The 15,918-nt window shown below is 44.5% G+C and carries 13 protein-coding genes and 1 riboswitch; of the genes, 2 read left to right on the top strand and 11 right to left on the bottom strand.

Annotated elements, in window-relative coordinates; genetic code table 11:
- Positions 1 to 50: 50 nt before the first annotated feature.
- The 10 genes from tsaD to hpf form a co-directional block, all read right to left on the bottom strand.
- Positions 51 to 1,058, bottom strand: a complete 1,008-nt coding sequence (tsaD, locus tag EC328_RS02375) for a tRNA (adenosine(37)-N6)-threonylcarbamoyltransferase complex transferase subunit TsaD (RefSeq protein WP_128425322.1) — start codon at positions 1,056 to 1,058, stop codon at positions 51 to 53.
- A 4-nt stretch (positions 1,059 to 1,062) separates the two neighbouring features.
- The gene (gene rimI, locus EC328_RS02370; protein WP_128425321.1) at positions 1,063 to 1,515 is read right to left on the bottom strand and encodes a ribosomal protein S18-alanine N-acetyltransferase; all 453 of its coding nucleotides are present in this window, start codon (positions 1,513 to 1,515) and stop codon (positions 1,063 to 1,065) included.
- A gap of 3 nt (positions 1,516 to 1,518) precedes the next feature.
- On the bottom strand, positions 1,519 to 2,211 hold the full coding sequence (tsaB, locus tag EC328_RS02365) for a tRNA (adenosine(37)-N6)-threonylcarbamoyltransferase complex dimerization subunit type 1 TsaB (protein ID WP_128425320.1): 693 nt from the start codon (positions 2,209 to 2,211) through the stop codon (positions 1,519 to 1,521).
- The gene (gene tsaE / locus EC328_RS02360) at positions 2,208 to 2,732 is read right to left on the bottom strand and encodes a tRNA (adenosine(37)-N6)-threonylcarbamoyltransferase complex ATPase subunit type 1 TsaE (RefSeq protein ID WP_240671509.1); all 525 of its coding nucleotides are present in this window, start codon (positions 2,730 to 2,732) and stop codon (positions 2,208 to 2,210) included. Before tsaE ends, tsaB begins: the two co-directional genes overlap by 4 nt.
- A 90-nt stretch (positions 2,733 to 2,822) precedes the next feature.
- Complete coding sequence (locus EC328_RS02355; protein WP_128425319.1) at positions 2,823 to 3,431, bottom strand: ECF transporter S component; 609 nt, start codon at positions 3,429 to 3,431, stop codon at positions 2,823 to 2,825.
- A 79-nt stretch (positions 3,432 to 3,510) separates the two neighbouring features.
- Positions 3,511 to 3,625, bottom strand: a riboswitch (FMN riboswitch).
- Positions 3,626 to 4,014: 389 nt separating this feature from the next.
- Positions 4,015 to 5,124 (bottom strand): ATP-NAD kinase family protein, encoded by a 1,110-nt coding sequence (locus EC328_RS02350; RefSeq protein WP_128425318.1) that lies wholly within the window; start codon positions 5,122 to 5,124, stop codon positions 4,015 to 4,017.
- 21 nt (positions 5,125 to 5,145) lie between these two features.
- Positions 5,146 to 7,242 (bottom strand): Tex family protein, encoded by a 2,097-nt coding sequence (locus EC328_RS02345; RefSeq protein ID WP_128425317.1) that lies wholly within the window; start codon positions 7,240 to 7,242, stop codon positions 5,146 to 5,148.
- A gap of 241 nt (positions 7,243 to 7,483) precedes the next feature.
- Positions 7,484 to 8,591 (bottom strand): peptide chain release factor 2 gene (prfB, locus tag EC328_RS02340; protein ID WP_128425316.1). Its coding sequence is split into 2 segments (ribosomal slippage): positions 7,484 to 8,515 and positions 8,517 to 8,591, totalling 1,107 coding nucleotides; the frame shifts between segments, so codons are not numbered across the junction.
- A 19-nt stretch (positions 8,592 to 8,610) separates the two neighbouring features.
- Positions 8,611 to 11,361, bottom strand: a complete 2,751-nt coding sequence (gene secA, locus EC328_RS02335) for a preprotein translocase subunit SecA (RefSeq protein WP_128425315.1) — start codon at positions 11,359 to 11,361, stop codon at positions 8,611 to 8,613.
- A 101-nt stretch (positions 11,362 to 11,462) separates the two neighbouring features.
- Positions 11,463 to 11,999 carry a ribosome hibernation-promoting factor, HPF/YfiA family gene (hpf, locus tag EC328_RS02330; protein ID WP_128425314.1) on the bottom strand — a complete coding sequence of 179 codons (537 nt, stop codon included), beginning with the start codon at positions 11,997 to 11,999 and terminating at the stop codon, positions 11,463 to 11,465.
- A 395-nt stretch (positions 12,000 to 12,394) separates the two neighbouring features.
- Here hpf and EC328_RS02325 point away from each other — a divergent pair, with 395 nt between their 5' ends.
- Together EC328_RS02325 and EC328_RS02320 are read left to right on the top strand one after the other, a co-directional pair.
- The gene (locus tag EC328_RS02325) at positions 12,395 to 13,261 is read left to right on the top strand and encodes an FUSC family protein (RefSeq protein ID WP_128425313.1); all 867 of its coding nucleotides are present in this window, start codon (positions 12,395 to 12,397) and stop codon (positions 13,259 to 13,261) included.
- 20 nt (positions 13,262 to 13,281) lie between these two features.
- A complete protein-coding gene (locus EC328_RS02320; protein ID WP_128425312.1) occupies positions 13,282 to 13,884 on the top strand; it encodes a PH domain-containing protein in 603 nt (200 codons plus the stop codon).
- 214 nt (positions 13,885 to 14,098) lie between these two features.
- Here EC328_RS02320 and EC328_RS02315 read toward each other — a convergent pair whose 3' ends face one another.
- Entirely contained in the window at positions 14,099 to 15,793 is a 1,695-nt protein-coding gene (locus EC328_RS02315; RefSeq protein WP_128425311.1) for a M3 family oligoendopeptidase, read from the bottom strand.
- Positions 15,794 to 15,918: the final 125 nt, after the last annotated feature.

The raw sequence follows: 15,918 nt of genomic DNA, 5'->3' as shown, positions 1-15,918 counted from the left end.
TAAAACTAAAACCATCCCCTGGTTTTCCACAAGGAAATGGGGCTGGTTTTTTATTCCAGAAATCCAAGGTTTGGATCTACCTTAAGGTCCAGCGGCGATCTTACACCCTTGATAAAATTATAATACCCGGCTGATCCTATCATTGCTGCATTGTCAGTACAAAGAACAGGTGATGGGTAGTAGATTTTTACTCCTTCCAGTTTTCCTCTCTCCTCCATCGAATTCCTCAGGCCTTTATTGGCAGCGACCCCTCCGGCAATAACGATCTTATCTCTCCCTGTTTCCCTTGAAAGCCTGAAGGTCTTCTCTACCAGAACCTCAAGAACGGCCTCCTGAAAGCTTGCGGCGACGTCCTTAATATCAGGCTCTTCTTCTCTTTGCTTCAGCTGGTTCAAATGGTTCAATACGGCTGTCTTAAGTCCGCTGAAGCTAAAGTCATAGCTTTTTTCCTCAAGGAATACCCTTGGAAATAAAATAATCTTCCCATCACCTTCAGAAGCCAGCTTGTCTATTACCGGACCTCCCGGATATGGCAGCCCCATAGCTCTTGCGACCTTGTCAAAGGCTTCGCCTGCAGCATCGTCTCTTGTTCTGCCGAATAGCTTGTACTTAGCATAGTCCTCAACGTCAATAAGATAGGTGTGTCCCCCTGATACTATAAGACAGGTAAATGGAGGCTCCAGATCCTTATGCTGGATGAAATTAGCACAGATATGACCCTCTATGTGATTTACTCCTACCAGGGGTATATCAAGTCCATAGGCTATTGCCTTCGCTGACGCGAGTCCCACCAATAAGGCCCCCACAAGACCAGGCCCTTGCGTTACGCTTATAAAGTCGATATCCTTGAAGCCGACCTTTGCCTCATCCAAGGCCTCCTGAATTATAAGATTTATGTTTTCGATGTGTTTTCTCGAAGCTATTTCAGGTACAACTCCTCCATAAACTCTGTGGATCTCGATTTGGGAGGATATAATATTTGAAAGCACCTCTCTGCCGTCCCTGACGACGCCGCAGGAGGTCTCGTCACAGGAGGTCTCTATAGCCAATGTTAGCATTTCTTCACCTCACTTGATTCTTTCGCCACATTATAAGTGCATCCTCATGGTTGTCAGTGTAGTAACCGGGCCTTGTGCCTTCCTCCTTGAAACCATGCTTCCTGTATAATTTAATAGCAGGCTCGTTTGAAACCCTTACCTCAAGAGTCATATTCGGTACCCTGTTTATCCTGCAATAGTCAATCATCCCCAGAAGGACAGTATCTCCTATTCCCTTGCCTCTCATGGAGGCTTTTACAGCTATATTGGTTATGTGCGCTTCATCGAGTATCCGCCAGAATCCACCGTAACCGGCTATCTTACCCTCATATTCTGCGACTATATAGACAGCAAGGACGTTCTCCTCAATTTCAGTCCTAAAGGCTTCCTCGGACCATGGAGTTGTGAACGACTCCTTTTCTATCTCCAAAACCTGCTCAATATCTGAAGTTGTCATTTCTCTGATTATGATCTCCATATTCTACCTCTTGTCCTTAAGAGTTCTTTGCGCCTGAGAATCTCTTAGATAATCAGGTGCCATTATAAAAATATCCTCAATGTGTCCTTCTCTGTATTTCCTCGATCCCAACCTGCAAACAGCAGAGCCGCTGCTGAGGTTAATATGTCCTGGGGCAAAAACTGCCTTATCACCAAGTGCGGACCTGAATTTATCCCTGTATGCGACTGCTCCGTCGCCTATAAGTATAATATTCCCATCCAGGCCTTTTAGGTATTCAATAAGCTCATCCACCGGGATCGCATCCGGGGACAAAAGCACCTCTGGGTATTCCTCCAAGCGATATACTCCAGTAAAAACCCGGTCTCTCCTTGCATCCATCATCGCTGCAACCAAAGGTTGATATGGAACAGCCATGGATAATGTCTCAAGAGAAGAGACTCCAACCAATGGTTTCCCTGTTACATGGGCGAAGGATTTCGCAGTTGCAAGTCCAATTCTAAGGCCTGTAAAGGAGCCTGGCCCCGAGGCCACTGCAAACAGATCGATGTCGTTTATTTTTAGCTTCAGGTTATCCATAAGTTGTCGGATCATTGGGACAAGTGCTTCTGAATGACTCATATCAAGGCTAAGGGAGAATTCTCCAAGAAGGTTATCATCCTCCATAACAGCACAGGTAGTCATCAAGGTTGATGTATCAATTCCAAGGACTCTCATATTTTCAATTCCTCCATCAATATCCCAAATCTATCCCCGAAGGCCTTCAGCTCGAGGATCCTCGACCCATCGAGCACTCCAAAGGTCATGGATATCTCCAGCCTTTCCTTTGGAAGGTATTCCTCTATGGTTTCAGCCCATTCTATCAGGCAGACTCCATCACCGTAAAAATAATCCTCTGCCCCTATGTCCTCAAGCTGATGCCAGCCATCCAGTCTGTATACATCGAAGTGGTACAGAGGTAGTCTCCCTTTGTATTGGTTCATTATTGCAAAGGTTGGACTGGTGATGTAGTCTTCAACATCCATTCCTACACCAATGGCTTTGCTGAGAGTGGTCTTTCCCGCACCAAGATCTCCATTCAGGCAGACAACATCTCCCTTCTGAAGCAACCTCCCCAGCTTTCGTCCAAATAATTCAGTTTGCTCTATGTTTCTTAGCTCAATTATCATAATTACCTTCCCGGTATAGTTCTCGTCTATTGTCAACTTTTGATTATACCAAAGAGTGCTTGTTTTCACAAGTAAAGTATTACCCTAAAACAAAAGAGTCCTGCGAAGGCTCTTAGCAAAGTCTTCGGGGGACTCTTTTTAACACATATCAAATGGGAATTATCTGTGGAGAATTGGTGATACCTTCTTGTAAAGGAGTATTGTAATAGCTGAAAGCAATACACCCTTCAGTAAATTAAATGGTACAATTGAATACAGCATAAGTGACCAAAGGTCAGTAATTTTGTCGCTAATGCCCGCTCCCATATCTACCAGTGACTGTATCGGCATTCCAAACAGCTTTGCATAGAACGGGAAGATGAAATAGTAGTTTGCAATTGTAATGACTACGGTCATAACTACTGTTCCAATGAGAAGCCCTGCAACTGCTCTTCCAAATGTCTTTTTCCTGAAATATATTGCTCCGGCTGTGTATGCAAAGGCACTTCCCACAACAAAGTTTGCAAACTCTCCAACTCCTCCTGTAGTAGATCCTTCAAGAACTACGTTTAAAACATTTTTCAGAAGCTGGATAATGACGCCGACCATTGGTCCCATTGCAAATGCACCTAACAGTGCTGGCAGGTCCGATATGTCGATTTTTATAAACGGTGGTGCGATCCACAAAAGTGGAAATTCGAAAAACATAAGGATAAAGGCAATTACTGCCATAATCGATACCTTGACCATGGTCCTTGTGGTCCATTGATCTCTGCTTAACGTGTACATAATGATCCCTCCAAAATTTTTATTACCTCAGGGAATCAAAAAACCCCGAAGCAATCTTCGGGGCATTTAAAACAGATTATACCATCTTCTTTCATCCAGACTTTAACTGTCGGCCCTGGAATTACACCAGATCAACCTTTCGGTTCGCGGGCTTTACCGCCGGTGAGGACTTGCACCTCGCCCTGAAGATATATCTATCATTATAATATAGAAGCGCATCAATTTTGTCAATAGGGATAACGATAAATATTGTGAAAAATTTATTATAGTTGGAAAGTTGGACTGTTGGAAGGGGTGAAGATAAGTGTTAGGCGATGGGAGTTAGGGGTTAGGGGTTAGGAGTTAGGAGATAGACGTTAAGCGATAGGCGGTAAGCGTTAGTAGAGGCAGACGACCCTGTCAGCCCGAAAGAAATGACCCTTCACTGCGTTCAGATTGACAGAAATGAGACATTCTTAACGCAGCGAAGAATCTTAGTTCTTAGCTCTTAGCTCTTACTTGGTTTCCAATTGTGCATTGTGCATTGTGCATTGTGCATTGTGCATTGTGCATTGTGCATTGTGCATTGTGCATTGTGAATTGATTACAGACCCTTTATCGGCTGAAGGCTTTCAGTATAATAGTCCATGATTACAGTGATATAGCCGTCAAGACTCCTGTTGACCTCTTCATCCCCTGTATCCGCCAGGAGAGGTCTTCCATCAAGCGATAACATCTTGCTTCTGGGAGCCACAACAATGATATTTTTCTTGCCTACTCTCTTGATGACCTCGGCACTTATCTGCTGATTTCCCCTTCCAAATACGTAGCCTTGACCACCTATTACAGTGACTATTATTTTTGCTTTACTGTCTCCAATAATTTCCAGGATCTGTTTTTCGTGGACATCTGAGGCCACAAGCTCCTTGTTTCTGATTATATCGATCCCAAGAAGTGTATTGGGGATACCCAACTCCTCCATGATCGGCCTTATTGTAGTTCCAGAGCCCATGATGTAATAGACCTCATCCTCCATCTCCTCGATCACCTTTTCGGCAATTCCGGCAATAGCCTCTGATTCGTCTGCAAAGCCACTGGATTTCTGGGTCTGGGTAAGATCAGGCATATTCGGGATCTTCATATAGCCATAGAGTCTTGCGGATACAACTCCGTCCCTGAATGCATCCTCATCTATATCCATTACCTCAGCATCCTTCGTCCCTATATCCATATTGGTCAAATATGTGTATGCGATCTCGCCGGCACTCCCAGGATGATTTGCAAAAACACCTGAATGGATCTTTACCCCGGCAGGGATCCCTATCACAGGGATTTTATCACCTACAGCGGAATAGACGTTTCTTGCCGTTCCGTCTCCCCCGGCAAAAATTATCAGATCAACTCCCTCATCGAGCATACCTATCGATGCCTCAACGGTATCCTCAGGGCCGGTCTCTTCTTTGGGATCTCCAAGGACGGTTGGTCTCCATCCAAGCTCAAGGAGCTCTCTTTCTCCCATTTCTCCTGGGAATGTCAATATTTCAAGGTCAACGAGCTCTTTAAGCTGAGTCAGAGCTTTCATTGCCTTTTTTGGAGACTCGGGGACTGCCCCCATCTCTCTGGCAAGCCTTAGAATCTCTGGGCCGTCTGTGCCCTTCAGTCCAACTCTTCCGCCCATACCTGCAATGGGGTTGACTATAACTCCCAGCTTCATTCGATCACCCTCCTAAGAAAATTATATATCCTTCATGCTTAGGGATATCCTTCCCTTGTCCTTGTCTACATCCAGAATCTTGACCTTCACTATGTCCCCTACCTTGGCAACCTCTTTTGGATGCCTGATAAACCTGTTGGAAAGCTGTGACACGTGAACAAGTCCATCCTGCTTGACTCCGATATCGATAAATGCTCCAAAATCCACAACATTTCTGACCGTGCCATTGAGAACCATATCCCTGGACAGATCCTCAAGCTTTAGGATATCCTCTCTAAGGATCGGCTTCGGCATTTCATCCCTTGGATCTCTCCCGGGCTTTTCAAGCTCCATAACTATGTCGGTCAGAGTTGGAAGACCAACGCCCAGTTCTTCAGCCAGCTTTGGCAATTCCCTGTCATTATACCCAATTTTTACAAGTTTTCTCGCAACCTCATAGGATTCAGGGTGGACCCCAGTGTTATCCAGTGGATCGGTCCCATCAGGTATCCTCAGAAATCCCGCGCATTGCCTGAATGTCTTATCACCGAGTCCCTTTACCGTTAAAAGCTCTTCCCTCGACCTAAAGCTTCCCTTTTCCTCTCTGTGAGAGACTATACCGTTGGCAACCTTGGCGGAAATCCCGGAAACGTACCTAAGCAGTGAAGGGCTTGCTGTATTAAGATCTACTCCAACCCTGTTTACAGAATCCTCCACAACACCTTTAAGAGCTTCATCCAGCTTGGTTTGGTTCAAGTCATGCTGATACTGACCTACCCCTATATGCTTGGGATCGATCTTAACGAGCTCAGCCAACGGATCCTGCAGTCGCCTCCCTATAGAGGCTGCGCCTCTTACAGTTACATCATGGTTTGGAAAATCCTTCTGTCCAACCTCAGAAGCGGAGTAAACTGATGCTCCAGCCTCGTTCACGATCGCATAGGGGATCCTTCTGTCCAGCTCCGTTATAAGGGATGCTACAACTGCCTCAGTCTCTCTAGATGCCGTTCCATTTCCTATGGATATTATTCCTACGTTATACTTCTCAATCAGCTTTTTAAGGGTCTTCTTTGTTTCATCTATCTTGTTCTGAGGCTCAGTTGGATACACAGTAGTATTGTCAAGGAGCTTGCCTGTCTCGTCGACAACTGCGACCTTGCACCCTGTCCTAAAGCCAGGATCTATTGCAAGGACTACCTTGCCCTTGATCGGTGGCTGCATCAGAAGCGGCTCAAGGTTCAATGCAAATACCTTTATTGCCTCCTCTTCTGCTCTCTCGGTAAGATCGTTTCTGATCTCCCTTTCAACTGAAGGAAATAATAGCCTTTTACAGCCGTCATCCACTGCCGATTCCACGTAGTTTGCTGTATATGTCAGTCCTTTTGCAGTCTTTGCCTTGATTTTGTCCGTGGCAAGTGTTTCATCAAAGGCAAGGCTAACCTTCAGAAGCTTTTCCTTCTCTCCCCTGTTTATAGCAAGCACACGATGATTTGGCACCTTAGAGACAGGCTCTGTATAACTGTAGTACATCTCATATACAGATTTAGTCTCCTTGTCTGCCGCATCCACGACGAGCATTGCATTTTTCCAGTAAATATTCTTGACCAAAGCTCTGAAATCCGGATCATCTGCTATGTCCTCAGCTATTATATCCATTGCACCCTGAAGAGCATCCTCCACAGTTTCAACGCCTTTTTCAGGGTCGATAAAAGACTTAAGAAATGACGTAAATTCTGCTTCACTTTTCCCAAGTCTCATGAGCTCAGCTGCAAGAGGCTCCAGGCCTTTCTCCTTAGCCATGGAGGCTCTCGTCCTTCTCTTTGGTCTGAAGGGTCTGTAAAGGTCTTCAAGCCTTTGAAGGGTCTCTGCCACATCTATCTCAGCCTTAAGATCATCAGTAAGCTTATCCTGCTGTGCAATCAGCCTTGTGACCTCTTCCTTTCTGGCCTCAAGGCTTCTCAGGTAATTAAGTCTTGTAAACAGCTCCCTCAAGGTCACGTCCGTCATTTCGCCGGTTTGTTCCTTCCTGTACCTGGCAATAAAAGGGATTGTGTTGCCTTCATCCAGCATATCGATAACGTTTTTAACGTAAGCAGGCTTTAATCCCAGCTCCTTTGATAGTCTTGCTGCAATATCCATATTTGATCATCCTTCCCTATATGTACGAAAAGCTCTTCATAAGAAGAGCTGTATATCTTAGGCAGGCAGCGCTGTCCGCCCCTACACTCGATTGATCCTAAAGCTTGAGGTAACAATAAAGCTATTATGATTGGAGGCTAATCGTTTTGAGGACATTTCTTTTCCAAGCGGCCGTGAGCGGTCCGGGGAAACGACTTAGTCTCCATTAACTTCTCAAGTATATGCGCTTTCTCAAGATCTATTACAACATTGATTTATACTTCAGGTATTCATTGATAAAGTAATCCAGATCCCCGTCCATTACCCTGTACACATCCCCAACCTCAGCACTGGTCCTGTGGTCCTTAACCATGCTGTAAGGGTGGAACACATAGGATCTTATCTGTGAACCCCACGCTATCTGTGAGTAGGACCCCTGAAGATCCTCGATCCTCTCCTTGTTTTCCTCTTCCTTAAGCTGGATAAGTTTGGCTTTAAGCATATTCATTGCCGTAGCCTTGTTGGAATGCTGTGACCTCTCGGATTGACAGGTAACTACAATGCCTGTAGGCAAATGGGTTATCCGGATAGCTGAATCAGTAGTGTTTACGTGCTGTCCCCCAGCGCCTGAAGATCTGTAGGTATCTATCTTCAGGTCCTTTTCGTTTATATCGATCTCCACAGTGTCATCTAACTGAGGATAAACGTCTATACTGGCAAATGATGTATGCCTCTTGCCTGATGCATCGAAAGGAGATATCCTGACAAGTCTGTGGACCCCCTTCTCAGCCTTCAGATACCCATAGGCATTAAAGCCTTCTATCAGAAGTGTAACTGATTTGATGCCGCCCTCTGTGTCAGAAAGAAGATCAAGTGTCTCCACCCTGTATTCCTTTCTGTCAGCCCATCTTCTGTACATTCTGAGGAGCATCTCTGCCCAATCCTGGGCTTCAAGTCCACCAGCTCCGGCATGTATTGACAATATGGCGCTTTTTGAATCGAATTCCCCACTCAACAAAGTTGATATCTTAAATTCGTCAGCTTTTTTTTCTATCTCCCTGAGGCCTTTTTCAACCTCTCTGTAGTCCGCAAAGCCTTCGTCCTCAAGTATAAGCTCTATTAGAGTCTCTGTATCCTCAATCTCGGCCATCAGGCTTTCATAGCCCTCAATTTCACTGTTGATTGCCTTGATTTCCTGCATTGTGTTTTGCGCTGATTTCACGTCACTCCAAAAGTCCTCCCTGTAGCTGTCCTCCTGAAGCTGCTTCACCCTTTCCTTCAACCCTGGAAGGTCAAAGTGAAACACCCAGCTCTCTGACCATCTCCTTGATCTCTGCAAGGCGCTCCCGATCTAAATATATGCTTTCCATTCCTAAATCATCCCCTCAATCAGTTTTCCCTGTTTGGATCCCCATGGCACTTCTTATATTTCTTACCGCTGCCGCATGGACACGGGTCGTTTCTTCCTATCTTCTTTTCCTTGTTCACAACGGGCTTCTTCTTAGTCTGACCGTCGGTATTTGTCATAATAGGGGTTGCCACTCTCTGTCTTTGGACATTATCTGCTTTGGCCACATGGAACAGGAAACCTACGGTGTCCTCCCAGATGCTTCTGGTCATATCGTCAAACATATCAAAGCCCTCAACCTGATAAGCTCTTACAGGGTCCTGCTGTCCATATGCTCTGAGGTTTATACCCTGTCTCAGCTGATCCATTGCATCTATGTGATCCATCCATTTGCTGTCTACGACCCTTAGAAGGACAACTCTCTCGATCTCTCTGAATTGCTCTGTTCCAAACTCGCTTTCCTTCTGCTTATAAAGATCTTGAGCCTTTTCAAGAATATGCTCAACAAGACCCTCCTTGGTCAAGGTCTCCTTGTCAAGGCCATAGAAAACATCTTTCTTCATTCCAAAGATCTTCGCCACGTACATTTCAAGACCTTCAAAGTCCCACTCTTCAGCAAACTTCGATTGTCTCGTGTACATCTCCACATTAGATTCAACTATATTCCTTATCATCTCAGCAATATGCTCGCTCAGGTCCTCGCCCTCCAGAACCTTCCTTCTCTCTCCGTATATGATTTCTCTTTGCTTGTTCATTACATCATCATATTGGAGAACATGCTTACGTATTGCAAAGTTGTTGCTCTCTACCTTCTTTTGGGCTCCTTCGATGGTTTTTGTCAACAGACTGTGTTCAAGGGGTTCATCCTCCGGCATATTGATGCCGTCGATAATCGACTTCATCCTCTCACCGGCAAACAATCTCATCAGATCATCCTCAAGCGAGATATAAAACCTCGAGCTTCCAGGGTCTCCCTGACGTCCTGAACGACCTCTAAGCTGATTGTCGATACGCCTCGACTCATGCCTTTCAGTTCCTATGATATGAAGTCCGCCCGCCCGTACCACTTTCTCGTGTTCCTCGGCGGTTTGGGCTTTGTACTTCTCAACGAGCTGACTGTACTGAAGTCGTGCTGCAAGGATCTCCTCGTCGTCAGTATCAAAGAAGCTGTCCACCATGGCAAGGATTTCTTCAGGCAGGTTCTTTTTCTTCATTTCCTCCCTGGCCATGTACTCAGGATTACCGCCAAGGACTATATCTGTACCACGGCCTGCCATGTTGGTGGCTATGGTAACTGATCCAAACCTACCGGCTTGAGCTACTATCTCTGCCTCACGCTCGTGCTGTTTGGCGTTTAAGACCTCGTGTTTTATGCCTTCTCTCTTGAGAAGCTTCGACAACATCTCTGATTTTTCAATCGTTATAGTACCTACCAGCACCGGTTGCCCGACAGCATGCTTTTCCCTGATTTCTCTCACTACAGCCCTGAACTTTCCATCCTCGTTCCTGTATACGCTGTCCGGATGATCTACTCTTATAACTGGCCTGTTGGTTGGTATCTCAACAACGTCCATGTTGTATATTTCCCTGAATTCTTCCTCTTCAGTCTTCGCAGTACCGGTCATACCTGAAAGCTTGTCGTACATTCTGAAATAGTTCTGGAAGGTTATGGTTGCCAATGTCTTTGACTCGCTTCTTACGTCAAGACCTTCCTTAGCCTCTATGGCCTGGTGGAGTCCGTCGCTGTATCGCCTGCCAAGCATAAGCCTTCCTGTGAATTCGTCGACTATTATTACCTCGCCATCCTTCACAACGTAGTCTATGTCTCTTTTCATTATAGCTCTCGCTTTTATGGCCTGATTTATATGGTGCGCTATCTCCATATTTTCAAGGTCTGCCATGTTCTCAAGTCCGAAGAACTTTTCAGCTTTTTCTGTTCCCTTTTCAGTAAGGGAAATACTCCTTGCTTTTTCGTCTATAAGGTAGTCAACAGTTTCTTCCTTGATCTCCCTGTTAAATGGATCGGACTTGGTTTCGTCCGGATCGAGATACCTGTAGGTGAGTGTCCTGGCAAACCCGTCTGCAAGCTCATACAGCTTTGTCGATTTGTCACCCTGACCTGATATGATAAGAGGAGTTCTTGCTTCGTCAACAAGAATCGAGTCCACCTCGTCAACTATTGCGTAATACAGCTTTCTCTGTACCATCTCTACTTTATGGATAACCATGTTGTCCCTTAGGTAGTCAAAACCGAACTCGTTATTGGTACCATAGGTTATGTCGGAAGAGTATTGTTCTTTCCTCTCCTTGTTGTCAAGTCCATGTACTATGCAGCCGACAGTCAAGCCCAGAAATTCAAATATCTTACCCATCCACTGCCTGTCACGCTTTGCCAGATAGTCATTGACTGTAACGATGTGAACTCCCAATCCCGTAAGTGCGTTAAGGTATGCAGGCAGCGTGGCAACCAGAGTCTTACCTTCTCCTGTCTTCATCTCCGCTATACGACCCTGGTGCAATATTATGCCTCCGTAGATCTGTACCGGGAAATGCTTCATCCCCAGCACTCTCCACGATGCCTCTCTCACAACAGCAAAGGCTTCAGGCAAAAGATCGTCAAGCAATTCACCGTCTTTATATCTATTCTTGAATTCAATAGTCTTATTCTTAAGCTGTTCATCAGTTAGCGAGGCTATCGTTCCTTCCAGGGAAAGAACCTTTTGTACGGTTCCATCCAGCTTCTTCAGCTCCCTTTCACTATAGGTGCCAAAGACCTTGTCAAACAATCCCATGTAAATCATCCCCTTCAAAATAACATCATTTAATTATACCACTTATCCATAATCATGCCAATAAAAAAGCAGGGTGGTCAGCCCTGCTTAAGTTTTCGTTATTAGAATATTTCCGGTTCAATGAGTCCGTAGTTTCCATCCTTCCTCTTGTAGACAACCGAGACATCCTCAGTTTCTGAATCCATGAAAACGAAGAAGTTGTGCCTCAAAAGCTCCATCTGAAGGATTGCCTCATCCGGCGACATCGGTTTAAGTCCGAATTTCTTTCTTCTTACAAGTCTTGGCTTGTCCTCCTCCTCTTCTGCAGAAAGTGACGGTACGTTGTCAAATCTTATGGTATCGTTGTTTTGGTATCTCTTCTGCAGCTTGGTTTTGTGTTTCCTGATTTGTCTTTCAAGCACGTCCACTGTCTTGTCGATAGATGCGTACATATCGTCGCTTGACTCTTCAGCTCTTAGGATTGTGCCGGGAAGGTTTATGGTAACCTCGATGATCTTACGATTCTTCTCTGTACTGAAAGTTACATTGCCTGAGATGTCAGTCTGGAAGTATTTCTCCAGCTTCCCAAGCTTCTTTTCAGTTACATCACGTAGAGCATCAGTCACCTCCATGTTTTTTCCAGTATAATTCATTTTCATAAACCCAGCTCCTTTCATATAAGTCTAGTAAAACTTATACTGTTTGTCATATTATACCCACGAAGGTTTAGGATTAACAGGAAGATAATAACCAATTGACAATGGACGATTGACGATTAAAAGATTTAACCAGGACATGGGTAACACTTTTTTACTAACAACTAACTACTGACTACTAGAGGCTTCTTTCTAACGCTGATTAACTGACACAATCCTTACTCCTGTGGATAATTTTATCGTTATATTGTGGATAAGTTTATGTTTGCCTGTGGATAGTGTGGGCAAATCTGTGGAAAACACCACTTTATGAGCTTCTTCATGTGGATTTCCACCTTGATAATTATACGCAAATAGGTTAGAGTATAAAGGTAATATAGTATGAAAGGAAAGCTCCTATGGGATCGAATAAAGTAAAAATCGGTATGAGGACCATAAAAACCGGCCTTGCAGTGATGCTTGGAGTTACCGTTGCAGAATTGGTTGGACTAAGAAGCCCTCTTTTCGTTGCAATAGGTGCAATCAGCACCATGCAGACTTCGGTTTCAGAATCCTTTGTAATGGGGAAAAACAGGATCCTCGGGACAATAATGGGGGCTGTTGTGGCAGTAGCGATAGCTGAAATCTTGCCGTACAGCAATATCTTCCTCGGTTTGGGCATCATACTGCTTATACAGATACTGAACATTTTAGGGTGGAGGAAGTCAATTTCCCTATCGGCAATAGTCTTCTCAGCGGTCTATCTCAACAGAGAAATGGGAATGATCGAATACGCTACAAACAGAGTCATCGACACCTTCATCGGGATAGTTATGGGAGTCCTTGTTAACTACCTGGTTGCAACTCCTGACAGCGAGAAGAAATTTTACGCTGAAGTGGATGCTTTTGTAGAGGTAGCAAAGGAGTACACCTACAGCCTTATAGTCGGGAAGAAAACCGTGAATCTGGAAAATCTAAGGAGTATGCTGTCCGATATCGAAAAGCTTCAGGATCTGGTAAGAGGCGACAGCAATATATTATACGACAACAAAGGACAAAAGCTGGATACAGCTAAAACCCTGCGCATCCTTGAGGAGATATTCAACGACCTTTCATCTATCACTGCTATGGATTATATGGCAATCGTAAGCTCAAAGAACCTGATTCTTGCTGGACAGGTTTTTCAAATCACGCCGATCTGGTATGAAAAAAGCATCATAAGCGAGGAGGATATCATCTTTAACTATCACCTCCAAAGGCTTCTTAAAAATTTGTACTCAATGTAGAGAACATAGGGGGAATAGGAATGTATGAGAGAGAGTTCTATGACGTATTGGATCAGGGGGAGCAAATTCTTTGGGCTGACAAGCCTCACAGGACCGTCCACCTCCTTAAAGGAGTTCCAATGTTGATCTTTGGATTGCTTTGGGGTGTCTTCGATTTCTTTTTCATAATGATGGCCAGCGGGACCGGCATGATGCTTTTCATGGTTCCCTTTATGCTTATCCACATGGCACCATTATGGATTGGTGTCGGAGGTATGATAGCACTTCTTGCTAACTACAGGAATACCATCTTCTGCTACACAGACAAAAGAGTCATTATAAGGGGAGGATTATGGGGGATCGACTATAAGTCCATTGATTTTGATGCCATAGCTTCCATTGAAGTCAACGTCAACCCTATCGAGAATAGCCTCGGAGTCGGCACCATCAGGATCAATGAGGACTATGTACACACAGGCAAAAGGTCAGTAAGAACAGGTAAAAGGCTTTATGGGATCGACAGACCATACGAGGTATACAAGGAGCTTAAAAAGGCAGCTTTGGATATCAGGTCCGATATCAGCTATCCCAATCAGTTAAGACCTGAGGGCAACCCAGGGTATAATACGGAGTATAAGGGCTAAATGAACATATTTTAAGGGTGGACTGGAATGTCCACCCTTTAAAATTTCAGTATAAGATGAAAGTTGGCTCGTTTAGTCGGACCGCTCACGGCCGCTTGGCCAGGAAATGTCCTCAAAACGACCAACCTTCAATCTTCTAAAGGTAATTGTATAACCTTAGGATCAAATCCTCCAAATAACTAAGGGTGGACAACATAGTACACCCATTAGAAGACTAAAACGTCGAGTCGTCAACAGAATCAAGATATTCCTTGATAGGCCCTACAACTCTTTCAATAGTCCCGTCTACAAATGGATTATCAAGCTCCGCCAGCTCAACAAGCTTCAGGAATGACATGCTTCCTCCAGCCTTGCATAGCCTTAGATAGTCCTCCCAGGCCTTTTCTCTGTCCTCTCTGCTCCTTACCCAGAATTGGAATGCACAGACCTGAGCAAGTGTATAGTCGATGTAATAGAATGGCGACGAGAAAATATGACCCTGTCTGAACCAATATCCGCCTCGGTTCAAAAGATCGTTGTCTTCATAATCCTTTGATGGCAGGTACTTCTTTTCTATCTCTCTCCATGCAGACTTCCTCTCATCCGGAGTAGCATTTGGATTTTCGAATACAAAGTGCTGGAACTCATCAACTGCCACACCATAAGGTATAAAGGTCAGTGCACCAGCCAAATGGCTGAATTTATACTTTTCAACCTCATCCTTGAAGAAGTTTTCCATCCAGGGCCATGCAAGAAACTCCATGCTCATCGAATGGATCTCACATGCCTCCAGTGTAGGGAACTTGTACTCAGGCAGCTTGTGATCCATACTCATAAAGGTTTGAAAAGCGTGACCTGCCTCATGTGTCAATACATCGATGTCTCCGCTGGTTCCGTTGAAGTTTGAGAATATAAATGGCGATTTGTAATCAGCGATCACAGTACAATAACCGCCGCTTCTCTTGCCCTTCTTTGCTTCAAGATCCATTAGCTCTCTCTCTGTCATGAAGTCTATAAAAGCTCCTGTCTCAGGAGACATCTCGTGATACATCTTTTTGCCGTTTTCGATGATCCAGGCTGGATCTCCCTTGGGATTTGCATTTCCAGTGACGTACTCTAAAGGTTCATCGTAATAGGTAAGTCTTTCCACACCTATCCTTTTTCTTTGTCTCTCCTTAAGCTCCTCTGATAGGGGAACCAGACTCTCATAGACTTGCCTTCTATAGTTTGCTACCATTTCTGCATCATAATCCGTCCTGGAAAGTCTGGCATAGCCCATTGGTACATAATTCGGATACCCCAGCTTCTTCGCCATTGAGTCCCTTACCTTGACCAGCTCGTCATATAACCTGTCGAACTCCTTCTCGTTTTCCTCGAAGAAGCTCATCACCTTCATAGCGGCAGATCTTCTTACTTCTCTGTCCCTGGACTCCATAAAAGGTCTCATCTGGCTTAGGTTTCTGATCTCTCCCATAAAATCAAGCTGCGCTGAAGCAATAAGCTTGTCGTATTCTGTGGAAAGCTTGTTCTCCTTAACCAATTCCTCCATTATCTCCTCGCTGAAGGTCTTTATCTGAAGCTCTGCCAATTTAAAGAACTGTTCTCCCCATTCATTTTCCAATTCAGCCCTGAAGGGAGAATTTATAAGTTCTTTGTAGTAATCAGTCACCAGCTTCTCATACCTGGGTCCATTCTCGTCCATAAAATCCTGCTCTGTCTCATAGAACTTGTCTTCAGTATTGATCGAATGCCTTATACTTGCCAAGGTTACCATAGTTTCAAAGTAATTCCTTAGAGAAGTTACTTCATCGATCACCATACTTTGCTCTGAGGCACTTTTTGCGTTCCTGAACTTCTCTAAAAGTTCGATAAAACTTTTTTCCATCTGGTCCAAATCAGGCCTGATATACTCATAATCTTTAAATTTCACGAAACCCCTCCTCTCTTGTCACTATTTCATTATACTACTTTTTCCCATTTTTCAACATCTGTTTTGGATACCGGTCTCTGTCGCCTTAATTGTAATGGATTCCCCCTTGTTGTATAATATATCCA

Origin of the sequence: Gudongella oleilytica, from assembly GCF_004101785.1 — a bacterium.
Classification (GTDB): domain Bacteria; phylum Bacillota; class Clostridia; order Tissierellales; family Tissierellaceae; genus Gudongella; species Gudongella oleilytica.
The sequence above is the reverse complement of the archived record's forward strand: the minus strand, read 5'-3'. Positions and strand labels throughout refer to the sequence as shown.

What these genes read in the sequence shown, in the direction of transcription:
- EC328_RS02350 (WP_128425318.1), bottom strand. Translation starts at nt 5,124, where the DNA reads ATGAAGCTGGGAGTTATAGTCAACCCCATTGCAGGTATGGGCGGAAGA.
- EC328_RS02345 (WP_128425317.1), bottom strand. Translation starts at nt 7,242, where the DNA reads ATGGATATTGCAGCAAGACTATCAAAGGAGCTGGGATTAAAGCCTGCT.
- rimI (WP_128425321.1), bottom strand. Translation starts at nt 1,515, where the DNA reads ATGGAGATCATAATCAGAGAAATGACAACTTCAGATATTGAGCAGGTT.
- tsaB (WP_128425320.1), bottom strand. Translation starts at nt 2,211, where the DNA reads ATGAGAGTCCTTGGAATTGATACATCAACCTTGATGACTACCTGTGCT.
- EC328_RS02325 (WP_128425313.1), top strand. Translation starts at nt 12,395, where the DNA reads ATGGGATCGAATAAAGTAAAAATCGGTATGAGGACCATAAAAACCGGC.
- EC328_RS02320 (WP_128425312.1), top strand. Translation starts at nt 13,282, where the DNA reads ATGTATGAGAGAGAGTTCTATGACGTATTGGATCAGGGGGAGCAAATT.
- hpf (WP_128425314.1), bottom strand. Translation starts at nt 11,999, where the DNA reads ATGAAAATGAATTATACTGGAAAAAACATGGAGGTGACTGATGCTCTA.
- tsaD (WP_128425322.1), bottom strand. Translation starts at nt 1,058, where the DNA reads ATGCTAACATTGGCTATAGAGACCTCCTGTGACGAGACCTCCTGCGGC.
- secA (WP_128425315.1), bottom strand. Translation starts at nt 11,361, where the DNA reads ATGGGATTGTTTGACAAGGTCTTTGGCACCTATAGTGAAAGGGAGCTG.
- EC328_RS02355 (WP_128425319.1), bottom strand. Translation starts at nt 3,431, where the DNA reads ATGTACACGTTAAGCAGAGATCAATGGACCACAAGGACCATGGTCAAG.